This is a genomic window from Nostoc sp. CALU 546 (genome assembly GCF_048836525.1).
Genome location: NZ_JAWJTF010000021.1, coordinates 21,508 through 45,804 on the forward strand (window position 1 = coordinate 21,508; position 24,297 = coordinate 45,804).

Annotated in this window: 20 protein-coding genes and 1 pseudogene; 5 read left to right on the top strand and 16 right to left on the bottom strand. The window is 47.8% G+C overall.

Going from position 1 to position 24,297, the window contains the following annotated elements:
• Nucleotides 1–269: 269 nt before the first annotated feature.
• A complete protein-coding gene (locus RRG12_RS13005; RefSeq protein WP_420758163.1) occupies nucleotides 270–1,217 on the bottom strand; it encodes an IS5 family transposase in 948 nt (315 codons plus the stop codon).
• Nucleotides 1,218–1,317: 100 nt separating this feature from the next.
• Here RRG12_RS13005 and RRG12_RS13010 point away from each other — a divergent pair.
• The 5 genes and pseudogenes from RRG12_RS13010 to RRG12_RS13030 all read left to right on the top strand — a co-directional run.
• A pseudogene (locus RRG12_RS13010) lies at nucleotides 1,318–1,716 on the top strand (IS4 family transposase); the annotation flags it as partial.
• Nucleotides 1,717–2,528: 812 nt separating this feature from the next.
• A complete protein-coding gene (locus tag RRG12_RS13015; protein ID WP_420759570.1) occupies nucleotides 2,529–2,909 on the top strand; it encodes a tetratricopeptide repeat protein in 381 nt (126 codons plus the stop codon).
• A gap of 109 nt (nucleotides 2,910–3,018) precedes the next feature.
• Nucleotides 3,019–3,198 (top strand): hypothetical protein, encoded by a 180-nt coding sequence (locus tag RRG12_RS13020; RefSeq protein ID WP_420759571.1) that lies wholly within the window; start codon nucleotides 3,019–3,021, stop codon nucleotides 3,196–3,198.
• An 857-nt stretch (nucleotides 3,199–4,055) separates the two neighbouring features.
• A complete protein-coding gene (locus tag RRG12_RS13025; RefSeq protein ID WP_420759572.1) occupies nucleotides 4,056–6,197 on the top strand; it encodes a response regulator in 2,142 nt (713 codons plus the stop codon).
• 624 nt (nucleotides 6,198–6,821) lie between these two features.
• Nucleotides 6,822–7,205 carry a response regulator gene (locus tag RRG12_RS13030; RefSeq protein ID WP_179075957.1) on the top strand — a complete coding sequence of 128 codons (384 nt, stop codon included), beginning with the start codon at nucleotides 6,822–6,824 and terminating at the stop codon, nucleotides 7,203–7,205.
• 371 nt (nucleotides 7,206–7,576) lie between these two features.
• On the opposite strand, the gene RRG12_RS13035 is transcribed toward RRG12_RS13030, so the two are convergent.
• The 15 genes from RRG12_RS13035 to RRG12_RS13105 form a co-directional block, all read right to left on the bottom strand.
• Nucleotides 7,577–8,173, bottom strand: a complete 597-nt coding sequence (locus RRG12_RS13035; protein WP_420759573.1) for a nucleotidyltransferase family protein — start codon at nucleotides 8,171–8,173, stop codon at nucleotides 7,577–7,579.
• A complete protein-coding gene (locus tag RRG12_RS13040; protein WP_420759574.1) occupies nucleotides 8,152–9,312 on the bottom strand; it encodes an XdhC family protein in 1,161 nt (386 codons plus the stop codon). The genes RRG12_RS13035 and RRG12_RS13040 overlap by 22 nt, the downstream gene beginning before the upstream one ends.
• Before the next feature lie 57 nt (nucleotides 9,313–9,369).
• Nucleotides 9,370–11,661 (bottom strand): xanthine dehydrogenase family protein molybdopterin-binding subunit, encoded by a 2,292-nt coding sequence (locus tag RRG12_RS13045; RefSeq protein ID WP_420759575.1) that lies wholly within the window; start codon nucleotides 11,659–11,661, stop codon nucleotides 9,370–9,372.
• Between the two features lie 18 nt (nucleotides 11,662–11,679).
• Entirely contained in the window at nucleotides 11,680–12,672 is a 993-nt protein-coding gene (locus RRG12_RS13050) for an FAD binding domain-containing protein (RefSeq protein ID WP_420759576.1), read from the bottom strand.
• A complete protein-coding gene (locus tag RRG12_RS13055) occupies nucleotides 12,659–13,501 on the bottom strand; it encodes a 2Fe-2S iron-sulfur cluster-binding protein (RefSeq protein ID WP_420759577.1) in 843 nt (280 codons plus the stop codon). Before RRG12_RS13055 ends, RRG12_RS13050 begins: the two co-directional genes overlap by 14 nt.
• 106 nt (nucleotides 13,502–13,607) lie before the next feature.
• Nucleotides 13,608–14,162 (bottom strand): hypothetical protein, encoded by a 555-nt coding sequence (locus RRG12_RS13060; RefSeq protein ID WP_420759578.1) that lies wholly within the window; start codon nucleotides 14,160–14,162, stop codon nucleotides 13,608–13,610.
• 435 nt (nucleotides 14,163–14,597) lie between these two features.
• Nucleotides 14,598–15,158, bottom strand: a complete 561-nt coding sequence (locus RRG12_RS13065; RefSeq protein WP_420759579.1) for an HdeD family acid-resistance protein — start codon at nucleotides 15,156–15,158, stop codon at nucleotides 14,598–14,600.
• 105 nt (nucleotides 15,159–15,263) lie between these two features.
• Entirely contained in the window at nucleotides 15,264–17,885 is a 2,622-nt protein-coding gene (gene clpB, locus RRG12_RS13070) for an ATP-dependent chaperone ClpB (RefSeq protein WP_420759580.1), read from the bottom strand.
• A gap of 270 nt (nucleotides 17,886–18,155) precedes the next feature.
• Entirely contained in the window at nucleotides 18,156–18,464 is a 309-nt protein-coding gene (locus tag RRG12_RS13075) for a chaperone modulator CbpM (protein WP_420759581.1), read from the bottom strand.
• A complete protein-coding gene (locus RRG12_RS13080; protein WP_420759582.1) occupies nucleotides 18,461–19,465 on the bottom strand; it encodes a DnaJ C-terminal domain-containing protein in 1,005 nt (334 codons plus the stop codon). The genes RRG12_RS13075 and RRG12_RS13080 overlap by 4 nt, the downstream gene beginning before the upstream one ends.
• Nucleotides 19,466–19,751: 286 nt before the next feature.
• Nucleotides 19,752–20,747 (bottom strand): YfdX family protein, encoded by a 996-nt coding sequence (locus RRG12_RS13085; RefSeq protein ID WP_420759583.1) that lies wholly within the window; start codon nucleotides 20,745–20,747, stop codon nucleotides 19,752–19,754.
• A 220-nt stretch (nucleotides 20,748–20,967) separates the two neighbouring features.
• Complete coding sequence (locus RRG12_RS13090) at nucleotides 20,968–21,804, bottom strand: YfdX family protein (RefSeq protein ID WP_420759584.1); 837 nt, start codon at nucleotides 21,802–21,804, stop codon at nucleotides 20,968–20,970.
• Nucleotides 21,805–21,898: 94 nt separating this feature from the next.
• Nucleotides 21,899–22,183 (bottom strand): TMEM175 family protein, encoded by a 285-nt coding sequence (locus RRG12_RS13095; RefSeq protein ID WP_420759585.1) that lies wholly within the window; start codon nucleotides 22,181–22,183, stop codon nucleotides 21,899–21,901.
• A gap of 52 nt (nucleotides 22,184–22,235) precedes the next feature.
• Nucleotides 22,236–22,907, bottom strand: coding sequence for a BON domain-containing protein (locus RRG12_RS13100; protein WP_420759586.1), 672 nt, complete (start codon nucleotides 22,905–22,907; stop codon nucleotides 22,236–22,238).
• A gap of 95 nt (nucleotides 22,908–23,002) precedes the next feature.
• Nucleotides 23,003–24,199, bottom strand: a complete 1,197-nt coding sequence (locus RRG12_RS13105) for an alcohol dehydrogenase catalytic domain-containing protein (protein ID WP_420759587.1) — start codon at nucleotides 24,197–24,199, stop codon at nucleotides 23,003–23,005.
• Nucleotides 24,200–24,297 lie beyond the last annotated feature (98 nt).

The following is a 24,297-nucleotide window of genomic DNA, read 5'->3' on the forward strand; positions in this document are numbered from 1 at the left end:
AAATAGACTAACCCACTCTCAGAAGTCTATCTATTAATAGTATTTATTGTAAATGTTTATCACATAACCAACTCTTATCTTACCATCTGTTGTATTACCCACTATTAGTTGGTAAAATATAAAAAGCAGAGGGCAATCACTAGTCCTGGAAAAACTTAGCGCGATTGCCCTTTGTCCTTACATTCAAGGAATCTATATCATGACATATCCGAAAGGCTTTGTTGCATGAAACAGAAAAAAGGCACACCAACTCTTAGCAGAGTTAGTAATTATTTTTCCACTTTGTAGCTATCTGGCTTGCCTAACTGAATCATGCGATTAAGTGCAGCACATTGCAGAAATAACTCAACAGCTTGATTGTCAAAAAAGCGTCGTCTTAGCTTACCCCCAAAAATAATTTTTAGTCGAAACATAGCTGTTTCAGACAAAGAACGTCGATGATATCTACTTTCTTGCTTCCATTGCTGGCGACCAATTTGATGTATCCGACGCAAATTTTCATCTCTTTGATGTGGAGGCAGTTCAGAGTTATGAGGCTGTTGAATCTGAGCGTTACTGCGAGGTGGAATCACTGCTTTGGCTTGGCGTTGAGTGATTGTGTCGTAACTTTTGTTTGTGTCATAACCGCCATCACCAGATACTTGTTCAATATTGGAGTCAATCTGCTCCAACAAGTCGGGTAGTACCTCGCAATCAGCTACATCATTAGTAGTCACCACCGCAGCCAAAATCTCTCCGCTTCCTTGATCAACTCCCAGATGCAACTTCCGCCACGTCCGTCGTTTACCTACCCCATGTGTGCGAACTTTCCATTCTCCTTCACCATACACTTTTACCCCAGTTGAATCCACTACAACATGGATTGCGTCATCCTTTGGGATTACGGGCAGTTCCACCGATAAATTGCTCAAACGACGGCATAGGGTGGAGTGATCTGGTACCTTCAACTCAATTCCCATCAAGATAAACAGTGATTCTAGAAATCCTTCCGTCTGCCGCCCTGCTAAGTTAAATACCGATTGTACAGTTCCCATCGTAGCGATCGCCACGTCACTGTAATAGTTGGAGGCTCCTTTCCGTCCTGTTTTCTTTTCGTTGCGCCACTGTTCGATTACTTCTTCACTCACCCAGAAAGTCAGGCTCCCTCGCTGCTTGAGCGCCGCATCATATTCCTGCCAGTTACGGACTCTGTAGTTAGTTTTGGCTTTCGTCTTCATAGTCCAACTAAGAAACTAGGAGGGGATTAGTAGAGGTAGGAAGGAATAAGTAAAATTTACCATTTTTCTCTATTCATGCAACAACGCCATTTTGATACTTCTAGAGTCGAGTATTAAAGCTTATAAAAAACGGTTTGATATTGAAGAAATGTTTAGAGATTTTAAGAGTGGTGGTTACAACTTAGAAGATACTAATGTATCAGGACAACGGCTAATTTCATTAATATTATTAATCTCACTTGCTTATACCTCTGCAACTATATCTGGTCAAAAAATTAAACGTATGGGTGTTCAAAAATATGTCGGTAGAATTAAAGAATCTGGGCGGACAATTCGCCGTCATAGCAGTTTTTATATTGGATTATATGGGTCTAACTGGGTTGATTTTATGGAAAATTCTTATGAATTAGTAGCTAAGTTAATGACACTAGCTCCTAATAAGCGTAAGTATTATCAACAAGGGGAAAGAGCTATGAGGCTTATCCTATCGGCATCCTAGCCCTTTTTGTCCCCCCGTAAGGTACAGTCTATTGTCGTTATATCTGTTGGATAATTGATTGTTGCTCATAAGTACACCATTTTTAATAAATTAGTTTGTGCATTGGAGGATATTTGAAAAATCTTCAAATGTGTGTTTAACTACCCTGGCTACCGAGAAACTGCCACGAGAGAATCGGAATTTTGGGATTTGAGATCGCGCCTCTGAGTCGCACTTGAGGCTCAAGCCGACCCTTTTCAAACAACCTTTAAGGATAAAAGTGCAGCCTACGTTGCCAAGTCTGCTGAATCTTTGCCATTGCTTAAATCCCTGTACTAAAAGTTTTACTGGTGATCAAGGCTTATGCTTGCTACACCTAGAGTCTCTGCTTTTACGGACTCTCCGCGCAACATTCCTGCTTCTACGAGTAAACAAGGTATTACCCTCCTAATTCAATTGCTGTCAACGGGTGCTTGACTCAAAAAAGACCACCTGTACAATAAAAAACTGCCCTGGAGCAAGGAGTCCAGAGCAGCGCTTGCAAAAAAATAAATATGGGAGTTTTAAACTGTTGCCCCCCGCTTTACATATAATTCGTTCGCTATGTAATACTCTTCAGTTCAAGTTTTGCACTTTACGCAAAAAGAGCGAAAAACTTTTAAACTTTCACTCTTCTACAAGGGTTAGGCGCAATAAACCAAGCTCAATACAACACCCTTGGCTGAATGCGTGTTAACCAATGGTTATCAAAATTTGGTCAAGCAAACATAAATGCACCATTACCCCAAGGAGCAATCGTAAGCTGTGGAGGCGCGATTGTTACTTAGGCAGGGATGAGGCGGGGGCGGCGAGAAGCGTTCGCGAAGCGTCTCGAAGAGAAGCTTAGACTTTTGGCGATCGCATTGCTCCCGGTGGGCGGATACGCGAACGCCTACAATAACCGGGGAAATGCCCGCTCTGAATTGAGAGACTTGCAAGGGGCGATCGTTGATTTCAACCAAGCCATCAAGATTAATCCTAACTTTGCCAATACCTATTACAACCGGGGTATTGCCCGCTCTGAATTGAGAGACAAACAAAGGGCAATCACCGATTATAACCAAGCCATCAAGATTAATCCTAACTCTGCCCTAGCCTACAGCAGACGGAAACCTTGGGAAACAATAATATCCTCTACGCTTGTTGCGTCTATTTATATAGCTCAACTTATATAGCTCAACCCTTGATCTTCGGAAAAATATCACCAAATCGACAGAACCATCTGCTTTAGCTGGCAAGATATAATCGTAATGAAAGTTAATATTGTTAAATATATCTTCAATTATGTTTCCTAACCTTGTGGAAGATACCAAAGAATACTGGTGCAAGTTAAATGAGTTAGAAGTTGCTTACCAAAAAGGTGAAGTCTCTATTGAAGAGGTAGATGCGAGGGTTAAATTGCTGATGACTGAATTAGGTAAAAGTCGCCAGGCAGCATTAAACTACGTTTTGAATGCGAATTAATGCTCTTTTTCTTTTACCATAAATTGCTAAACTACTTGCCATATATCTATTTCAGGGTATTTTGTCTCCCCTCAAGCCTTTGAATATACCCAAATGAAATTAACACGAATGAATTTATGTCATTAGGCATAAACTATTCTCAACCTATTGGATAGATGAAGCTTTCCATTAATTTATTTAAGCTTAGTTGTATTACAGATTAATACTTTTTTGCGTTATTTAAGTAGAACGAGGTGAAAAAACCAAACTGTGTAAAGATAAGTAAATACGTATAATGTGTCTACGAAGGTAACAGAGATATGGGCAGCCGTTTAAGGGTGTTTCTGACCAGAGAACAAGATAAAACTGATTGATGGAGTTCAAAGAAGAGGAGAAAAGGGGAACTACAGTAGACAACGTGTAAAATTTAACTCTAATTTTTCTGCTTAATTCTTTGTTAGATACTTATAAATTTTCTCCCCGACTTACTTAAGATTAACTTCTATAGTTTGGTTGAAATTTTTATATTTAAAGACAACAGAAAAATTCGTTGCATTAGCCTGGAATGCTATTTATAAATAAAAGATGAATTAGAGTATATTACATCACAATACACTTCAGAGATAGGGCAAGTAATTGAAAGAGGCAGGAGGCAGGAGGCAGAAGGCAGAAGGAACAATTGGGAGAGGATTCAGACCCCTCCCAATTGTAAGCGCCGTCTAACTGCGGGGTCTTACACCCAAGACCCGTCCGGTCGCGGCAGGAGACAGAGAGCCGTTTTCCTCCTGCCTCCTGCCCTCTGCCTCCTGCCTTCTTCGATAAACTTGCTTCAGGTTGCCTTTGAAATACTTGGCTCAATTGCCTGAAAAATAGGTTTTATGAAACTGCTTATCGTTGAGGATGATAAAGATACGGTGGCTGCTCTCACCACTTCTCTGGTAGCACAGCAGTTTACAGTTGATACCGCTAGTGATAGTCGATCGGCACTGGAGTTAGCTGAGGCAACAGAGTATGACCTGATCGTGCTAGATGTCATGCTACCCGATGAGAATGGAATTCGTCTGTGTCGCCAACTAAGGACGCAGAATCAGCAAGAGCCTATTTTGCTGCTTACAGGGAAGGTTGATCCGGCAGATAGGATAGCAGGCTTTGAGGCAGGAGCAGATGACTATATTACCAAACCCTACGAGCTATCAGAACTGCTAGCTCGGATTCGGGCATTACTGCGCCGAGGCAGCACAGTATTAACCAAAGTGCTCTGCTGGGGTCAGTTGCAGCTTGATCCAAATAATTGCGAAGTCATGTGTCAAGGTAAAGGCTTACATCTCACGCCTAAAGAATACAAACTGTTGGAGCTATTTTTGCGACATCCGCGGCGGATTTTTGACCGAAGGACTCTGCTCGATCGCATCTGTTCGATTGATGAATGTCCTGGTGAAGAAGCTGTAACAACTCAAATTCGGGGGTTGCGGCGCAAACTCCAGATGGCTGGGCTAAATTCCGATCCGATTGAAACATTGTATGGGCTGGGGTATCGGCTGAAATCTGTGCCAGAAAAGCCGGAGCAGGGATCGGAGGACGCAAAGACGCAAAGACGCGAGGAAACAGGGAATATATTTGATAGGGTCTCCGCGTTACCCTTCGCCAGTCGCCACAAGTCTTTGCCCTCCGGGTTTGGAAGTGACGCTCCTAAAGTCGCTAACGCTGCGCTAACGGACTCGACGGGAACTGGAGCTACTCAGGTCTTCTCCGAAGGGGAGAAGCCAAGGCCGATGGGGTCTTTGCAAGTCGAAAATGTGGCATCCAAGACTCCGACTTCCTCATCGCAAAGCGGCTCAGTTCAAGGTGCTGGTTCACCATGTCTCTCCATCTCCGCATCTTCCTCATCCTACTCACTGAATGAAAATCGAGATGATGCAGAGGTGGAGGCAGTGGCGGCAATTCGGCAGATGTGGCAGGATTCTCAGGAGCGATTGCAGGGCCAACTAGCAAAGTTGGAGGAAGCGATTGCCCACCTATTTACTAATACTCTCACCCCTGACGGACGGCAGTTCGCCCAGACCATCGCCCATCGGCTGATTGGCTCTTTGGGGGCATTTGGCATGCCGCAAGCAGCAGAACTTGCCCGCCAGATCGAACGCACCTTGAAAACACCAACGGCTGCTGTCCAATCAGAGGAAGCGGTTCAACTAAAATCGCTGCTTGGGCAACTGAGGCAAGTTATCCAGCAGTTACCTACTTTTGCTACAACAGCGCCCACTCCAGTACTGAAGTCTAGCGATCGCGTGGTTTTGTTGATTGATGATGATACTGACTTGATTGAGCGAATGCAGGCAAATGCCTCAAACTGGAGCATTCACCTGGAAACCGTCACTGACCTTACCCTCGCCCGCCAACGCCTTCAGTACCTCACGCCCGATGCCATCATATTGGATCTTACCTTTCCCAATACCACCGAAAGCGGCTTGACCCTACTGGCACAGTTGAAGCACCAATTTCCCACTATTCCTGTGCTGGTGCTGACAGGACTTGGCGATTTAACCAAGCGCGTGGAAGTCACCCGTTTAGGAGCCAACACCTTTTTGCAAAAGCCTGCCACGCCTACCGAAGTGTTTCAAGCCGTCAGCCAACTCCTCCACCGGATTGACACTATCAATGCCAGACTGCTGATTGTGGATGACGATCCGGCATTGTTGTCCATGTTAGAAGCCCAACTGCAACCGTGGGGCTTTCAGGTCACAACCTTGGCAGATTCAAGCCAGTTTTGGCAATACTTGGAAGCCACCACTCCCGATCTGCTATTGCTGGATGTCGCTATGCCGGGGTTTAGCGGCATTGAACTATGCCAGGTAGTCAAGAGCGATCCGCGTTGGAGTCGGCTACCTGTGTTGTTGTTATCGGCTCATGCCGATGCTGATACCCTGTACCGGGCCCTAGCAGCGGGGGCAGATGACTATATCTTAAAACCAATCGTAGAAGCCGATTTGATTCAGCGAATTTTAAATTTCAATTCCTGGTAGGGATTTAAAATAAGGGACTTCCAAATAAAAAAATAACCAATCACTGTGTTAGCAGGGGAGCAGGGGGAGTAAGAAAAATAGAATTATGAATAAATTGGATAATTTATTTCTTGGAAATTCCTAACCCTCTTCTGTCACTTTCCGAAAACATTTGCCCTTTCTAAAATCTAGAGCCTTTGTATAGCAAGCGATTGCGCGATTATTTTCTAATAAAAAATACAAGACCTATTATTTTTCTAATAGTATAGCTTGTATTGATTCCCTCATGAGGCTTCTAGCGATCGCCTTCCCGGAAAGTGATAGAAGAGGGCTAATTAGTAATTGATACTTCATCCCTTAGAACTGATTCGTAAAGAAAATCTTAAGGGTACTTAACTCATTACTAGGTCTGAGTTTCAGCGAATAAGCGCTTTATTAACTTAAATGCCTAAAACCCTTACTAGACAAGTAGTTTACTTTAGTTTACAAATTAGCTCTCAAGGGATTGATTCAAATAATGATGCTAGCGGCAATGCTACGCGAACGTACTTTGTTATTTTCCATCAATCAATTTAGAGAGAAGTTGGATTGCATGAAACCAGATTAAATCTGACGCCCCTTCATTACGAATAACGAATTGGTATTATGTCCTCTTATACAAATCGATGCATCCTGGTGATTGACGATGAACCTGACTTGTGCAGCATTGTCAAGTTCACGCTAGAACGCCTCAAAAGCTGGAAAATCCTCACAGCTGAGTCTGCACAGGCAGGACTGATGCAGGCAGAAACGCAGCAACCAGACGTGATTTTGCTCGATCTGAGCCTGTATGGTGAAGATAGACTGACTATGCTGCAATCTTTGAAAACTAATCCGACTACGCAGTCGATTCCGGTTATATTGTTTACTGCCACAGACCCGTCAGACGATTCGCTGGGATTTGACCCCTCTGAATTTGCTGGAGTGATCCTGAAGCCGTTCAATGTCTTGCAGCTTGGCGAGCAGATTATTGAGCAATTGGGGTGGTAAGGTTAGAGTGCAATGCCTTTTTTATGGAAGAGACGCAAAGCAAAGAAAGGGGATGCGGAGATATTTCATATCAAATCCAGTTAATCACTTAACGCTCTTTTAGGACTGGGAAGAAGGAATAAAGGTGTACTGAGTTTTGTTCAAAAATCAAATATGGTTACTAAACTCTGCTGGTTCTCTTGAAATTTGCGGTGATATTGCTTCATTTTTGCTTTCGCTTTCTGATTTATTTCTAGCTTGAGCCTGTAAACTGACTAAAAAATAGGCACTCATAACTAGTTCCCACCATTTTTCTATTTAGTCATATGAGCATTCATGCTAGTCTATTGCGTACTTTTGCTTATTGACTAATAGCCCTAAAGCTTAACTTGTTAACGATGATGCTTGTGAAGTTGTTCATAATCCTCAGGAGTATCTACATCAATAATTCCCTCAGCAAAATAAATGCTTGAACAGTTTGAATAATGCTGACGAATGATTTTTCTAGCACCGATATCATCCTGGAGAAGAGCTAGTTCTGAAAATAACGTTTTGTGAAATATAGTAGGAACACCAAGGATACCCGCGTATTCCGAAGCAACTATCATCGAATTTGTAGCTTGATATCTTGTAACAAGTTGATTAATCAGGTCGGAGGAAACAAACGGTTGATCGCATAACATCAGTACGATCGCTTCAATCTCAGATGCGATCGCCCCAATAGCATTTAGTCCACATCGAATGGAACTGGCCATACCAGTTGACCACTTTTGATTATAAACAATGTGGATATCTAAATTTATCAGATGCGGCTCAATAGTTTCGACGTAAGCACCCAACACAACAACAACTGGCCGACACTGAGAATTAATCGCCGCCTCCGTGATATGTCGAATTAGTGATTTACCTTGGTAAGCTAGGATCTGTTTAGGCTGACCAAGCCTTGTGGAAGCGCCTGCTGCCAAAATTATAATGCCAATGTTAGACATGGTTGCTCTAAGAGAGAATGGATCGAGCTTGGGCGATCGCGCAAGAAACTACCCCTACGTCCGCCAATTACAGCTTGAATTTCTGCCACGATGGACAGGGCGATTTCTTGGGGTGTTTCCGCAGCAATGTCTAGTCCTACAGGGTTATAAATTCGTTGTTCTTGTGCAGATGTGGTAATGATATTTTCTTCAGACAGATCATCCCACAATTTTTGCATCCGGCGTTTTGGGCCTAACACTCCCAGGTAACGCACCTGGGACGGAATCAGAGTCTTGACAAATGCTAGGTCGCTCAGATAGCGGTGTGTCATGACAACTGCTACAGTTTGCGGTGTCAGCAAATGTTTGTATGAGTGGGAATCATTGAGTTCGCACCAGAGAATTTGGTCAACTTGAGGAAAGCGATCGCCCCTCAAATATCCTGGTCGATCATCAATTACGGTAACGTGCCAACCCAGATGTTTCGCCAAATGCACCACGGGAATCGTATCATATCCAGAACCAAATACGAGCAGTGGTACTAATGGATGAATTACTTCAATCAACACATCAACGCGTCCTTGAGGTAAAGTATATGATTGTACGCAAGTTTGTTTTTTTCTCAGTGCTTGGTGAGTGTCTATTTCTATCTTTTGAGCAATGAAAATATTAGCAACGTGATTGATGACAGTGCCATCTGATTTCAGCATCATTCGAGAACCAACTGTAATATCTGACGCTCCCTCTATTTTAAAGACAGTAGCGATCGCTCCCACTTGCCCAGACTGCAAACAATCTTGAATGAAAGACATTTGGCTCGCAGCAGTTTCATCACCTAAAGATTCAATCAAAACATCGACAACGCCATTACACCCCAACCCAAAGCCAAATACAATGTCTTCATCCGATGTAGTGTCATATCTTACTACTATCGGTTCACCACCGCCAAACATCAGCGATTGCGCCCGTTCAAAAACATCACCTTCCAAACAGCCACCGCTAATCGCACTAATCATTTGTCCATCTTCAAGCAGTAACATCCTCGCCCCTGGTCGGCGATAAACCGAGCCACTCGTTTGTACTACCGTTGCTAAAGCACTACGCTGTGCTGACTTTTGGCTATGTACAAATGCTTGCAGGATATGCTGTAACTCGTTCATATAGTTATTGCTCACTTACGGAACTATGTAATAGCGCTAAATTTGCGGCAGCAAATTCTACAAGAGTTTGTCAGGCGTGATGGGCAAATCTCTGATTCGCTTGCCGGTCGCGTGAAAAACCGCATTGGCGATCGCCGCCGGAATTCCGACCATACCGAGTTCGCCCATGCCTTTAACACCGAGCGGATTGACGATTTTATCGTCCTCCTCAACAAAGATCGTTTCGATCTCCAGAATATCGGCATTAACCGGCACATGGTAGTGCTGCAAATTCGGGTTCATGATCCGCCCGTAACGATGGTCGATTTCAGTCGCCTCTTGCAGTGCCATGCCGATGCCCCAGACAACGCCGCCAATTTCCTGGCTGTGCGAGGCCTTCGGATTCATGATCTTGCCGCTGGCAGTCACTTCAATGGCCCGCGTAACGTGAACAGTCCCCACATCCGGATCGACCTTCACTTCAATGAACTGCGCGCCGTGCGCCAACGTCGCATACTTCTCGCGCTCCTCTGAGGGACGCGACTCGAATGTTTCCGTGATTGCGGTGAGACCATTACGCTTCATCACTCCGGAGATGTTGACGAAACGCGATGGGTCGCTTTTTAGTCGCAGTCTCCCGTCGAGCATCTCGACATCGGCGGCGGCTGCCCCCTTGAGCGGAGAATTCGGTTCCTGGTTCGCGAGTGCGAGCAACTTCGTGCCGATCGCCAGAGCCGCGCCGCGCACGGCCGAGCCGACGCTCGCCGTCGTCCAAGATCCCCCCTGCGACGGTGCCAGAGGGAACTTCGTGTCGCCGAGTTCAAATTTCACTTGCTCCAACTTCAGCCCCAGATACTCGGCAGCGATCATGGTCATCACCGTGTAGGTGCCGGGGCCGATGTCGCTGGTCGCACTAGCAACTTGCGCCGTGCCATCCACCCGCAGCGTTATGAGGGCGGCAGCAGGCATCTGGAAAGCGCCCCAGACGCCGGTTGCGATACCCCAACCGACGAGTAGGCGTCCGTCGCGCATTGAGCGCGGCTCAAACTGGCGCTTCTTCCAACCGAATTTTTCCGCGCCGAGCCGATAGCACTCCCGCAACGCCTTACTCGAAAATGGCTTGCCGCTCTCGGGGTCTACTTCGGCGTAGTTGATCAGCCGTAGTTCGAGCGGGTCGATCTTGAGCGCGTAGGCCAGCTCGTCCATCGCGCATTCGAGCGCGAACATACCGCTAACGGCCCCCGGTGCACGCATCCAGGTCGGGGTGGGGAGGTCAGTGTTGGTAATCTTCAGCGGCGCGTAGAGGTTCGGGCAGGCGTAGACCTGGCGCGTGAAAAGCGTGGTTTCGTCTGAGAACTCCTCGATGTTGGAGGTGTTGTGTACGACTTCATGAATCATCGTGGAGAGCTTTCCCGATCGCTCTGCGCCGAGCGCGACCTTCTGAATCGTGTACGGACGATAGCCGTGGCCAGTGAACATTTGTGTGCGCGTATAGACGACCTTGACTGGGCGTTTGAGTTCCCGGGCAGCCATCGCTGTCAGCGCCGGATAATAGTTCGGGCGCAGCGACGATCCGAAAGCCCCGCCGACGAAGGGTGAAAGCACGCTCACGTTTTCCTCGGGCACGCCGAAGCTCGAAGCCAAATGTGCGCGCACGCCATAGACCCCCTGCGTCTTGTCGAAGATCGTGAGCTTGTCGCCTTGCCAGACCGCGATGGCCGCGTGCGGCTCTATGGGGTTGTGGTGCTCGATAGGAATGCGGTACTCGGCCTCTACCTTCACAACCGCTGTACGCATCGTCTCTTCGGGATTACCGCGCGTTAAAGTATGTTCAACAACTAACGGCTGAGTCTCAATCGCCGCTGTACGCATCGTCTCTTCGGGATTACCGCGCGGCTTTAGAGGCGGCGCTTGGGTGGGGACGCGCGCGATCGCTCGCACCGCCTCGCTGTCGGTCGTGTGCGGCTCTGTGTTGTAGGAGACTTTGACCAGACGTGCCGCATAACGCGCTTGCTCGTATGTCTCGGCGACGACGAGTGCCACAGGCTGCATATTGAAGAAGATTTTGTCGGACTGGAGCGCCTGAAACGACTTGTCTTGCTCATCGGTAGCGCGCGACGGAGCCTGCACCGTGGAAAACTTCGGATCAAGCTTTGGTGCGTTCAGGTGCGTGAAGACGCGAATTACGCCCGCAGCGCATTCAGCCTCACGCGTGTCGATTGATTTAATCGTGCCCTTTGCTACGGTTCCCAGCACGATAAAACCGTAAGCGAGATTGGAAACCTGAAATTCTGCGGCGTATTTTGCCTTGCCCGTCACTTTTGCGATGCCGTCTACGCGGCTCATTTCTTTTCCGATGTATCTTGCCATTTCTTTTATTCTCCCTACTTACGCAACACCGCCCGACATCGCTCGCTGCAAAGCGAGAACAATGGCGCGTTTTCCGAGTTCGACTTTATAACCGTTATGTTCAAGCGGTTTCGCATCTTTGAAAGCCACTTCGGCAGCAGCCCGAAAAGTTTCTTCCGTCGCTGGTTTTCCGATCAAAACTCTTTCCGCTTCGCCTGAACGCCAAGGTTTATGCGCGACGCTTCCCAAAACAACGCGTGCCTGTTTGATGTTGTTGCCTCTTGTTTCTAAAGCAGCAGCCACGGCAACCAGTGCGAAAGCATATGAAGTGCGATCGCGAACTTTTAGGTAATAAGACTTGTCGGCGAAGTTATTCCTCGGCATTTCAATGGCGACGATCAATTCCCCATGCTGAAGATTGTTATCTTTTTCCGGCGTGTCGCCCGGCAAGCGATAAAAATCCTGGATCGGGATTGTGCGTTCTTGCCCGTTCGTGCCGCGAATCCTCACTACTGCGTCAAGCGCATAAAGCGCATTCGCCATATCGCCCGGGTAAGTCGCCACGCATTTATCGCTGTAGCCAAAAATGGCATGAATGCGATTAAGTCCCTGAATAGCTCCACATCCGCTGCCAGGCTCGCGTTTGTTACACGGCATAGCGATGTCGTAAAAATACTGGCAACGGGTGCGTTGCATTAAATTTCCCCCGTTGGTCGCCATATTGCGAAGCTGTACGGTGGCACCAGCTAAAATCGCCATTGACAGAAGCGGGTAATTTTGCCGGACGAGCGCATGGTTAGCCGTATCAGTATTTTTGGCTAACGCGCCGATAGAAATTCCGTTCGAGGTCGATTGAATTTCCGCCAGATTCAAACCTAAGATGTCAACAAGTTCGCTGGGACGCTCGACGTATTCTTTCATCAAATCAATCAGATTTGTCCCGCCTGCGAGAAACTGTGCCGTTTGATTAGCGGAAACAGTGCCAACGGCGCTTGCTGCGTCGGTAGCGCTAGAATATTTAAACGATTTCATCGGCTTTGCCCTCATTGAATGCAATGGCAATTTCTTCATCGCTTGCAAAATGCCTGGTCTGGGCTGTTTCGCGCCCGGAATGAACTTCTCTGATTGCCGCAACGATTCCTGGATAAGCGCCGCAACGGCAAATGTTGCCGCTCATGCGTTCTCTGATTTCTTCATCAGAGAGCTCTAAATTCTGGGGACTCGTCCGCAAATTGTTAGTGACGTGACTCACGTCGCCGTTTTTGGCTTCCTGCAAAAGCGCCACTGCCGAACATATCTGCCCCGGCGTGCAGTAGCCGCACTGGAAGCCGTCGTGTTTGATGAACGCCGCCTGCATCGGATGAAGGTTGTCGGCGTCAGCCAGCCCTTCGATGGTCGTCACCTCTTTTCCCTCGCAGCTCGCGGCAAGTGTCAGACACGAAAGCACGCGGCGTTCGTCAACGATCACTGTACAAGCACCGCACTGTCCTTGATCGCACCCTTTTTTGGTGCCGGTCAATCCAAGTCTTTCGCGTAGAGCATCGAGCAGCACCGTGCGCGAATCCACTTCCAGGCGTTGAGTAGAGCCGTTGATTTTCAACAAGACCTTAACGGCGTTTTCCACCCCAGCAGTCGAAGCGAACACTGCGTCGGGCGAAGCGGCGAGCGTGGCAAAGACCTCCTCTTTAGCCAGCAGGTGGAAGGCGAAGGTGCCGAGTGCCGCAGCCATGTTTTGCCCCAAGAATTTTCGGCGAGCAGCACCAACAATACCGAGTTCGTCGAGTATTGTTTTTTCGTCCGCGCTGAGTTGCTCATCGCTTTCGGTTAGATCGAAGTCTTGTCGTTCTTGATTGTCGTCCATGATTCTCCTTGCAACATTCTCGAACAAGCCCTAGACAAGCGTTTTTTTGTTAAGCAATATTTCGCCAACGGTATCCGTATCTCGGCGGCCACCCAAGAAGGCTTATTTAAACCTGTGGTAGCTCATAGATACCCCAATAGTTAATATCATGCTTCTTCAAAATGACTTCAGCATTTTGAATCTCCTCATCTTTGCCTTTTAGTACTAGTAAATATTCACAGCACTGGATGCGATCGCAATAACGTCTAGCTCGGTCTTCAGGAATACCTAAACTAGCTAGCACCTTTACTAAATGATTTGTGGCTATAGTACTAACTGCAAGACCCGCTACAGTGATAATGAATGCTGTTCCAACCGAACCGACTGCAATTATTACTCCAATACCGCCAGGAAGCACCAAACTGCTAAGACCAACTAATACGCTTCCCCAAAAACTTGTAGTTAAAGCGTCACCAACTACTCCAGTTGTATCTACACTTTGATTGTTGATACGCGAACTGACTGATACTTCGCCAATAGGATTTATGCGATCTGCAAATTTTGCAAAAATCGCAACTTTTTCCATTGGAAAGCTTGAGGCTTTCAATTCATTAACTGATTGCTCCGCTGCTTTACGGTTAGTAAATACTCCAACAGCCTGCTTGTTATCTGTTGTAATCATATTATCCTTATTTCAGTGAGGCAGCACTAGCTCACCAATAAAACCGAAAGTTATCAAGAAAGGCAGAGGGCAGGAGGCAGAAGGCAGAAGGGAATTCTACTTCCTGCTCTTTGCCTACGACTGGAAGGAGTAAGGGTTCAAGACCCCCCACCAAATTTTTAATTTGGTGAGCCAGCGCTGCAAGAAGGTTTCCTTCTGTAGGCGACTGGCGAACCCGTAGGGTGGCTCTTATTTAGGAGGGGTTTGAATCCCCTTTTAAATAAAACCTTCTGCCCTCTGCCCTCGTACTTCTGCCTTCTTCAATTCAATAAATTAGTAAATAGTTAACAGTAAACTGTTTTTCAGTTGGGAGTCAAAGTTCCTCACCACTATTGCGTGCTACGTTTGAGTTGGAGATTTAGACCCCAACTCAAACTTTGATAACTGATAACTGCTTTAAACTCTTGCCCTATAGTCAGGAAGACTACGAGAAGCTAATGAAAGCATGATCATCCAAAGGCCCGTCAACAAAAAATTAATCCCTACAAATACTCCCAATACCCAAACTGTGCTGACAGGCCATTGATACAGAATCAAAATCCCTAGAATAATAGCCATGATCCCGCTAAATAGTACCCAACCCCAGTTTGGATCTGGACGCATTTGAAATGCTGCAATCACCTCCAATACACCCTCAATAAAAATGATAAATCCAAAAGCTAAGGTGAGAGAGAGTGCAGCACCAAAGATGTTGCTAATCAACAAAATCCCACCAATTACGTATAGAATACCAACTACTAGTGTTGTCCAGAAGCCTCGTTTGTGACGTGATTGAAATGCATGAACAATTCGGACGATGCCAGCAATAATTAAAGTCCAGGAGAATACGATTGTGATGGCAATAGTGGCAATAAATGGTTCTGCGATCGCTGCAATTCCCAGCAGAATCATCAAAACACCTAAGACAGTTGCCAATGCTGAATTTGTTCTGGTTTCTCTAAAATCTTCAGAAGTCATAGCTTTTCCAAAAATGTTTTGATATGTTGTTAAATCTTGAAAGAGAGACGCGATTAACCCAAGTCTTTCCAAGAGTTATCTCTCCCTTGTGCTCCTCTGCCCCCTCTAAGCATTGACCAGTTCAGGTGATAAGCGCTTCAACACCAGTCGTTCGTGTTCCACATGGACGTAGATTGTGTCGCCTTCGTGGAACTCGCCGCGTAGAATCGCTTTGGCAATCGGAGTTTCTAGTTCTCGCTGAATCCCCCGCTTCAGGGGACGAGCACCGTAAACTGGGTCATAACCGACCTGAACAATCCAATTGAGAGCCTCGTCGGAGATTTTGAGCGAGAGTTTACGCTCGCGCAGTCGCTCCTCTAAACGCTGCACTTGTAGTTTGACAATTTCGCGCAACTCGTCCTTCCGCAAGCTGTGGAAAATAATGATTTCATCAATGCGGTTGAGGAATTCGGGGCGGAAACTTTCTCGCACTGCTTCCATGACGCGATCGCGCATTTGTTCGTACTTGCTATCGTCTCCTGCCACATCCAAAATGTATATTGAACCAATATTGCTGGTCATAATCGCGATCGTATTTTTAAAATCTACTGTGCGTCCCTGAGAATCAGTTAGGCGACCATCATCCAGGATTTGCAGCAGGACGTTGAATACATCAGGATGAGCTTTCTCAATTTCGTCAAACAGAATTACAGAATAAGGTCGGCGGCGAATCGCCTCGGTGAGTTGTCCGCCTTCTTCATAGCCCACGTAACCTGGAGGCGCACCGATGAGACGGGCAACAGCGTGTTTCTCCATGTATTCGGACATATCGATCCGCACCAGTGCATCTTCGGTATCAAACAGATATTCCGCTAAAGCTTTTGCCAGTTCTGTTTTTCCCACCCCGGTCGGGCCTAAGAAAATAAAGCTAGCAATGGGACGATTCGGGTCTGCCAACCCAGCACGGGAACGTTGAATTGCATCGGCAGCAGCTCTTACAGCTTCGTCCTGACCAATCACACGTTTATGTAGCTCTTCTTCCAGATGCAAGAGTTTTTGCATTTCCGATTCAACCAGTCTGCTCACCGGAATACCCGACCACTTGGAGATAATTTCGGCAATGTCAGCTTCGGTGACTTCTTCGCGCAACAGAGATTTACCGCTAGTCTGGATTTGGGCTAGTCGCACTTCGGCTTCTTTTAGTTGTCGTTGCAGCTCAGTGAGTTTGCTGTATTTCAGTTCTGCTGCCCGGTTGAGGTCGTAATCGCGTTCGGCTTGCTGAATTTCTACATTGACACGCTCAATCTCTTGTCTAATTTGGCGAATGCGATCGATAATTTGCTTCTCTGCCTGCCATTGAGCATTGAGAGCAACTTGCCGTTCTTTTAACTCTGCAAGTTCTCTCTCTATGCGTTCTAACCGCTCTCTGGAAGCACTGTCTGTTTCTTTTTGCAGTGACAGCCGCTCCATTTCCAGTTGCAGAATTTTGCGATCGATTTCGTCTAATTCTTCTGGTTTGGAAGTAATTTCCATTTTTAGTTTAGCCGCAGATTCATCCACCAAATCAATAGCTTTGTCGGGTAGGAAGCGATCGCTAATATATCTCGCAGACAGAGTAGCTGCCGCAACTAACGCACTATCAGAAATCTTCACGCCGTGGTGTAACTCGTAGCGCTCTTTCAAACCGCGCAGAATTGAGATGGTATCTTCCACACTGGGCTGATCGACATACACCTGCTGAAAACGACGTTCCAAAGCCGCATCTTTTTCAATGTACTTGCGGTATTCATCTAGTGTGGTGGCACCAATACAGCGCAGTTCGCCGCGAGCGAGCATCGGCTTGAGCAAGTTGCTAGCATCCATCGATCCTTGCGTTGCACCCGCACCAACTACAGTGTGAATTTCGTCAATGAACAAGACGATTTGTCCCTGTGCTTCTTGGATTTCTTTTAAGACAGCTTTCAGGCGTTCTTCAAATTCTCCCCGGTATTTGGCTCCGGCAATTAACGCACCCATGTCTAAAGCTATTAGTTTGCGATCGCGCAATGATTCCGGGACATCACCACTGATAATGCGCTGCGCTAATCCTTCTACAATTGCCGTTTTACCGACACCGGGTTCACCAATCAGCACGGGGTTATTTTTAGTCCGACGAGAAAGGATTTGAATCGTGCGGCGAATTTCTTCATCTCGTCCAATCACTGGGTCGAGTATGCCCTCACGTGCCAATTGGGTTAAATCGCGTCCGTATTTTTCTAGCGCTTCATATTTAACTTCCGGGTTTTGATCTGTCACTTTTTGACTCCCTCGAATCTGTTGAATGATGTTGCGGAGTTTTTTTTCATCCAGTCCCAATTCTTGAAACAACCCTTTACCAAAGCGATCGTCTTTGGCAAAGGCAAGTATTAAATGTTCAATAGAAATATATTCATCACCAAACTCTTTGCGGTATTGTTCGGCGCGATCGAGCAGCGTCTCTAAACTGTGTCCGATGTATACCGAACCACTGCTAGCCCCCGATACTTTAGGCTGACGGTTGATGAAGTTGATAGTGCGCTCGTGGAGTTTTTGAACATTCACCCCAGCTTTGTTGAAAATAGAACTGGCGAGTCCTTCCTGTTCCAGTAGCGCTAGCATCAAATGTTCACTCTCAATCTGCTGATGCTGAAACTGCTTGGCAATTTCGGGAGTACGAACAAAGGCTTCCCAGGCTTTTTCGGTAAATTGCTCAGGATTGGTTGGTTGCATAATCGTGTCCCTTAGCTGAGAAATAAATTATTTAGGCAGTCAAACCAATTCGTAATTCATAGTGACGCTCCTGCGTCGCTAAAGCTGCGGTGAAGAAAACAGAGGGCAGAAGGTTTGCAATACAGTGTAGGTCTGAAGCCTACACTGATTGCATGACTCCAAAATCTCTGATTTGGAGTGGGGCTTCAACCCTTACTCCCTACGGTCGTGGCAGAGTGCAGGCTTCAGTTTTCCCTTCTGCCTTCTGCCTCCTGCCCTCTGCCTTTCTTGCTAACGTAATTCAGCACGGTAGGCACGCAGTTGCGCCTTGAGTTGGGCAATTTCAGTTACCATATCTAGCACCATTGCTGCTCCGACCCAATTCAAGTTCAGATCGCGGTGCAACCTTTGAATCTGCACAACGCGAAACATATCCTGTCGGCGCAGCATGATTCCTACAGGTTCAATTAATCCCAGGCGGGCAAATCGTTCTAGTAACAAAACCGAGGTTTGGGTGAGGTAGGCGGCTTGCTCGAAACTATAGAGGCGATCGCCTGTTTCTGACCACACCACACTAGACAAACTCAGATTAGAAATCATAATCGCACCTCTTCTAAGCCTTGACGGGGATTAAAACTGCTAACTTGTCGCAATTTTTCATAGCACTCTCTTTCTTGGGGACTCAAATCTTTGGGTGTCACAATTTTTAACCGCACGATCAAAGCGGTACGATTACCTTTTGGATCGCGCCAGCCCTTGCCACGTAGCCGCAGTGCTTGGCCGGAATCCACACCAGCCGGAATCTTCATCGTTACCTTGCCATCAGGCGTAGGAACATCTATTTGTACGCCAAGTACAGCTTCCTCTGGGCTGACAGGTACTTCGCAAGCAAGATTGTCGCCCTCAAATTTGAAGAAAGGATGGGGCAATAATTCAATTGTCAGATACAAATCAGCGCGTTGCTGACTAAAAGGACTCATCTGTCCTTTGCCTTTGACTCGAATGCGGCTTCCCGATTTTACTCCCGGCGGAATGCGAACAGTGATAGTTTCTCCATCAATTTGTAGCCGCTTCTGTGTACCGTGAAACGCTTCAGAAAAAGTGAGAGCGATCGCCGCTTCCGTATCCTGTGCAGGAACATTAGTGAAGCGGCTGGAGGGGTCTTCTCCATACCCAAAATCTACGTAGTCCCGGAATCCTTCTGGTCTTGTTGTGCGATAATTAGCTCCGCGCTGCCTTGTACGACCGCCACTGCGACCTAACCCTCCCAGCAATTCATCAATGAAATCATCAAAGTTGCCATACTGGCTAAAGTCATAACCTTGTGTACCCGCCCCTCTGGGTGGAGGTGCACCCGCCGCAGCCTGTTGCCAGTACTGACCATACTGGTCATACTTCTGGCGTTTTTCCGGGTCGGACAGCACTTCATTAGCTTCGTTAATTTCTTTGAACCGCGCTTCCGCTTGCTTATCGTTAGGATTTAAGTCCGGGTGATATTTCCGTGCCAATTTCCGGTAGGCTTTTTTGATATCCTCCGGAGTGGCGTTCTTACTGACACCGAGAATTGGGTAATAATCTTTGAAATCGGTTACTGCAACCATCAGCACCTCTTGAGATTAACGAGATGGGGGGCAGGGGCATGAGGAAGATGAGGGGAAAGGGTAAGGGGAAAAGGGCAAGAAAGTAATATTAATGTAATTTATTATGCCTTTACCCTTTACCCGAATGGCACGAATAAAAGGTGAAACCTTGTCAGGGCAGAGTGTTGGGGGTAGTGTTTAAGATAATTGAATGCAACTGCGTCAAGGAGTTCAACATCTTCTTAATTCCCCACACCCAAAAGCCAGGAATACCAAGGATTTACGCTTTTCTTAGTGCCATTTCCCTTTACCCTTTAACCTTTTCCCTTTCATTTCTGGCTTCTGCCCTTTTCGGGGAATCATCTGGTTTAACAACTTCGGATACTCGGTTGAAGAAACTAGAAAATTGTTCTTGAAGCTTGGCAAATGCACCTGTTATGTTCTCACGTGCCTTAACTTGCCGCTCTAGATTTTTAATTGCTTTGTCAAATGCTGCATACTCGCGATCGCCTCTGGCATATCCTAGTTCTTGAGCTAACTTGAGTTGGGTACGAGCATCTTCTAGCAACCTCTGTGCTGCGTCACGATCCTTCTGGGCTAAAGTAACCGCAGTCACTAGATCGGTATGGGCTTTGACTAGCGGCAGGGGTCGAGCTTGTTCTGTCACCACTAAAGTTGAGAGCGCAAGTTGCAGCACGCCTTTGGCTTCATCAATTTTGCCTTCGTTCAACAACCGAGCTGCCTGCTTGGTAGCATCTGGATATCTCTCTAATGGCAGATTGACGATTGCTGTGCGAATCTCGCTCATCAAGTTGTTCAACAGTTCGCGAGCCGCCGGAAAATCTTCTGCATTTACAGCAGACTTAACTTGTTTGCGAATTCGGTCAACCAAATTAAAATCCTGAGGGGCAAAATCGATTATCGCTACCTCAGCCGCCACCGGAATTAGAGCTAGTTTAGGGTATTGTGCTACTAGAATGTCAATTTTTCCAGTTGCTCGTTCTAGGGCAGCAATTGCTTCAGTCGTCTTTCCCCGCTCAATGGCAGCGATCGCTTTTTTAGTTTCTTCGATTGCGGCGATCGCTTCTCGATCCAGTTTACTTTCAGCCTCAGCTGTTGCCTGTTGCCTCTCCTTTTCAATCTCCTGCTGAAGACTAGTATCAAGCTGATTCAATCTTTCAGGAGATACCGCAGGAGAGCTAACTGCATGAACGGGAGCGATGAATAAAAGCGAGGAGAAAAGAATACCCACGAACAGGACTTGCAGCCTTCTAAAGAATCTGTGATATCGGTTCACGATCATTCTCCTGGTTTATAAACTTGTTTTGCACCTGGATTGAAGAAGGTAGGGGGCGGAGGGGCAGGGGAGCAGAGGGGCAGGGGGGCAAAGGAGCGGAGGAGAAAAGACTAAAATTACCCTTGATTCTCCCTATCTCCCTATCCTCTTCTCGCCTCCTGCCTCACTTCTCTACGAGAGGCTGCGCCAACGGCTACGCTCAGTGACCACCTGCCTTCTACCTTCATCAAGCTGGTTGGGCGGGAGCGGTTCCAGATATACGTTTGAAGAAACTAGAGAATTTTTCCAGTAGCCGACTCAATGGGTCTGCGGTTCTCTCGTTTGCCCTAACTTGCCGCTCGATATCTTGGATTGCCTGCTCAAGTTCTGTATACTCAGGATTACTTCTGGCGTAGCCCAGTTCTTGAGCCAACTTAAGTTGAGTGCGAGCGTCTTTCAAAAACCTCAGCCTTTGCTCTGGATCGCTCTCTGCTAGATCGACTGCATCTACTAAGAGGGTGTAAGCATTGAGCAGCGGAATTGGTCGAGATTTCTCTGTTAGCACTAGGGTTGAGAGAGCAACTTGCAAAAGTGTTCTGGCTTCATCGGTTTTTCCTTTGCTCAACAACCGGGCTGCCTCTCTCATAGCATCAGGATACGTTTCTAGTGGCAGATTGACGATTGTTGTCCGAATCTCGCTCATCAGGTTGTTCAAAAGTTGACGAGCAGTCGGAAAATCTTCGTTATTGAAAGCATTCTTAAGTTGAGTGCGAATTCGTTCAATCACATGAAGATCCAGAGGGGCAACATCGATTATGGATACCTGAGTCATGACGGGAACCAAGCCCAGTTGAGGGTATCTTGCCACCAGAATGTCAAGTTTTCCAGTTGCGCGTTCTAAAGCAGCGATCGCTGCTTTAGTATTTTCCTCCTCAATGGCATTAATTGCATTTCGAGTTTCTTTGATGGCGGAAACCGCTTCTCGAGCTAGGCATTTTTCAGCCTCATCTGTTGCCTTTTGCGTCTCCTTATCAATTTCCTGCTGAAGACGAGTATCGGGCTGATTCAATGTTTGAGAGTTCATAATCTGTTCCGGTTAGTTAAGTTGTTTTGTGACTGGAATGAGTGCCTTTTTCGTCGCGATCGAACAATGTTTATGCGCCGCTACTATACACTGGCTAGAGTTGGAAGACGTAGTGATGATTTACCCAGAAAATTCCAATTACCACGAAGCTGAAAATGTAGGCGAAGTAGGACGGCCACAATACGAATAATGCTGAGGCAAGACTTAGTGTGTTGGTTGTTCCCTCCGTAGAGTTCAACTCTGGCACGCGAATTTCCAGTATCAGCAGCGTGATGGCAATGGCAAATACGGCATCGCTAAACGCTTCAATCCGCTGGGTGTCCGACTCCGCTGATGCTCGTGATTTCTGCATAGTTGACTTGATTCTGTGTTCCACCATACTTTTGTGCTTGCTTCGATGATAGTAGAGGCGGCCGTTCTGACCGTCAGTCCTAGGGCGAGATCGTGATCCAGTTTTCCACCGAGGTGATTCCTGGTGCCGACCACGCTGCCCGCTCCGCCTCTTGCTTCTCAGCCCAGGAGCGCACCGCCCCCCTCAGGATGACCTTGCTCCCCTCCACCTCGACCGTGATCCGCAGCGCGTCGGTCTCCGCGCTGCGTACCAGCGCCTGCTCAATTTTCTGCTTGAGTTCCGACGGCGACACGCGGGGCTTGATGGTGAGCAAGTTGGCCACCCCCTTGACGCCTTTCAGGCGGCGGACAACCCGCTCGGCATCGTGCTTCTGGTACTCCCACTCGACCACACCCCTGAGCGTGACCCAGCCCTTGGAGACCGTGACATCGAGATTATCGATGGACACGCCGGCATCCCACTCCAGCGCATGAATGGCGGCTGCGGCAATGTCGGCGTCAGTGCGCTCGGCAGAGACCGGCAGCCGAACCTCGATGTCGTTGGCCACAGCCAATACGCCACGGACGCGGTGGGCAGCTTCTTCGGCAGCCCACCGCTTGTAAAAGGAATCGACCCAGCCTGTGAGCGTAACAACACCGTCTTTGACGGCCACGCCGATTTCGGTAGACTGGACGCGGGAATCCCACTTCAACTCATTCAGCACATCCTTTTGGATTTCCTCGTCAGTTCGAGTTGCGGTTGCAGTTGTCATGGTTGTTTCTTCTTTGAGCTACTCTTATGGTTTAAAACTGCTAAACTTCATTTCAAAGGCTCTAACACCTGCTTCTGCCACAGGATGATCCTGCTCTATGCAGCTTTCTTGGTGCTGTTGTGGGGGTCGATGACGAACTTTTTCGGTGCCCCTTGGTCGAATGTCCGGTACGCCTCTGGTGCTTGGTCGAGCGAGATGAACTCGATGTTTGCGACCTCGCTCAGGTAGTCCATCCGGCCCCCGATGATGGACTGCATCAGGAGTCGGTGGTACTTCATCACGGGGCACTGCCCCCACATGGCGAACTGCGACTTGATCCATACCTTGCCGAAGTCGAGGATCAACTTCCCCTGTTTAGCCAGGTCTGTGGGACCACCGGGGTCGGAGCTAGTATAAATGCCAGGGATGCCCATTCCCCCGCCGAAGCGAACCACTGACATCAGGTCGTTCAATACAGCCTCCGGCTGCTCGCCAGCGTCTTTCCCATGGCCGTGGGCTTCGAACCCCACGGCGTCCACCCCGCAGTCCACTTCGCGAACGCCAAGGATCGACTCGATCTGATCGGACAGCGGCACGTCTTGCGTCAGGTCCACAGTCTCGTAACCCGACTTCTTCACCAGCTGCAATCGGGTCTGGTTCACGTCCCCGACGATGATGGCGGAGGCCCCTAGGAGGCGGGCACTGGCGGCGGCACACCGACCCACTGGTCCTGCCCCTGCAATGTACACCGTGGAGCCCGTTCCAACTCCCGCAATGACACACCCATGGTAGCCCGTGGGCAGGATGTCCGAGAGGAGGGTGAGGTCATGGATGCGCTCCATCGCCTGGTCTTTGTCGGGGAACTTCAGCAGTTGGAAGTCAGCGTAGGGGACCATGTGGTACTCGGTCTGCCCGCCTGGCCAGCCGCCCAGGTTGAAGCCGTAGGCTCCGCACGGGAAGTCAGGGTTGGTGTTCATGCAAATGTCGGTGTGCCGCTCCTTGCAGTTGCGGCAGCGGCCGCAGGCGACGTTAAATGGAACCGAGACGAGATCGCCGACCTTAATAAACTCCACGTCCCGGCCCACCTCGACGACCTCACCAGTAATCTCATGACCCAGCGTCATCCCCTCTGGAGCGGCGAAGCGGCCCCGGTAGATGTGCTGGTCACTACCGCAGATGTTTGTGGTGACCACCTTGAGAATGACACCGTGCTCGCACTTCTTGCCACGAGGGTCAACTAGTTTTGGGAAGTCGATACTTTGAACCTCGACTTTCCGAGGACCCATATAGACTACTCCACGATTGCTTACCATAGCTTGTTCATCCTCTTTCTATGGTTTGAACTACTAAATTTCATTTCAGGCCCCCTCAGCTAGTTTCACGGGGCGCAACAACATCGCATTGGCTGCCA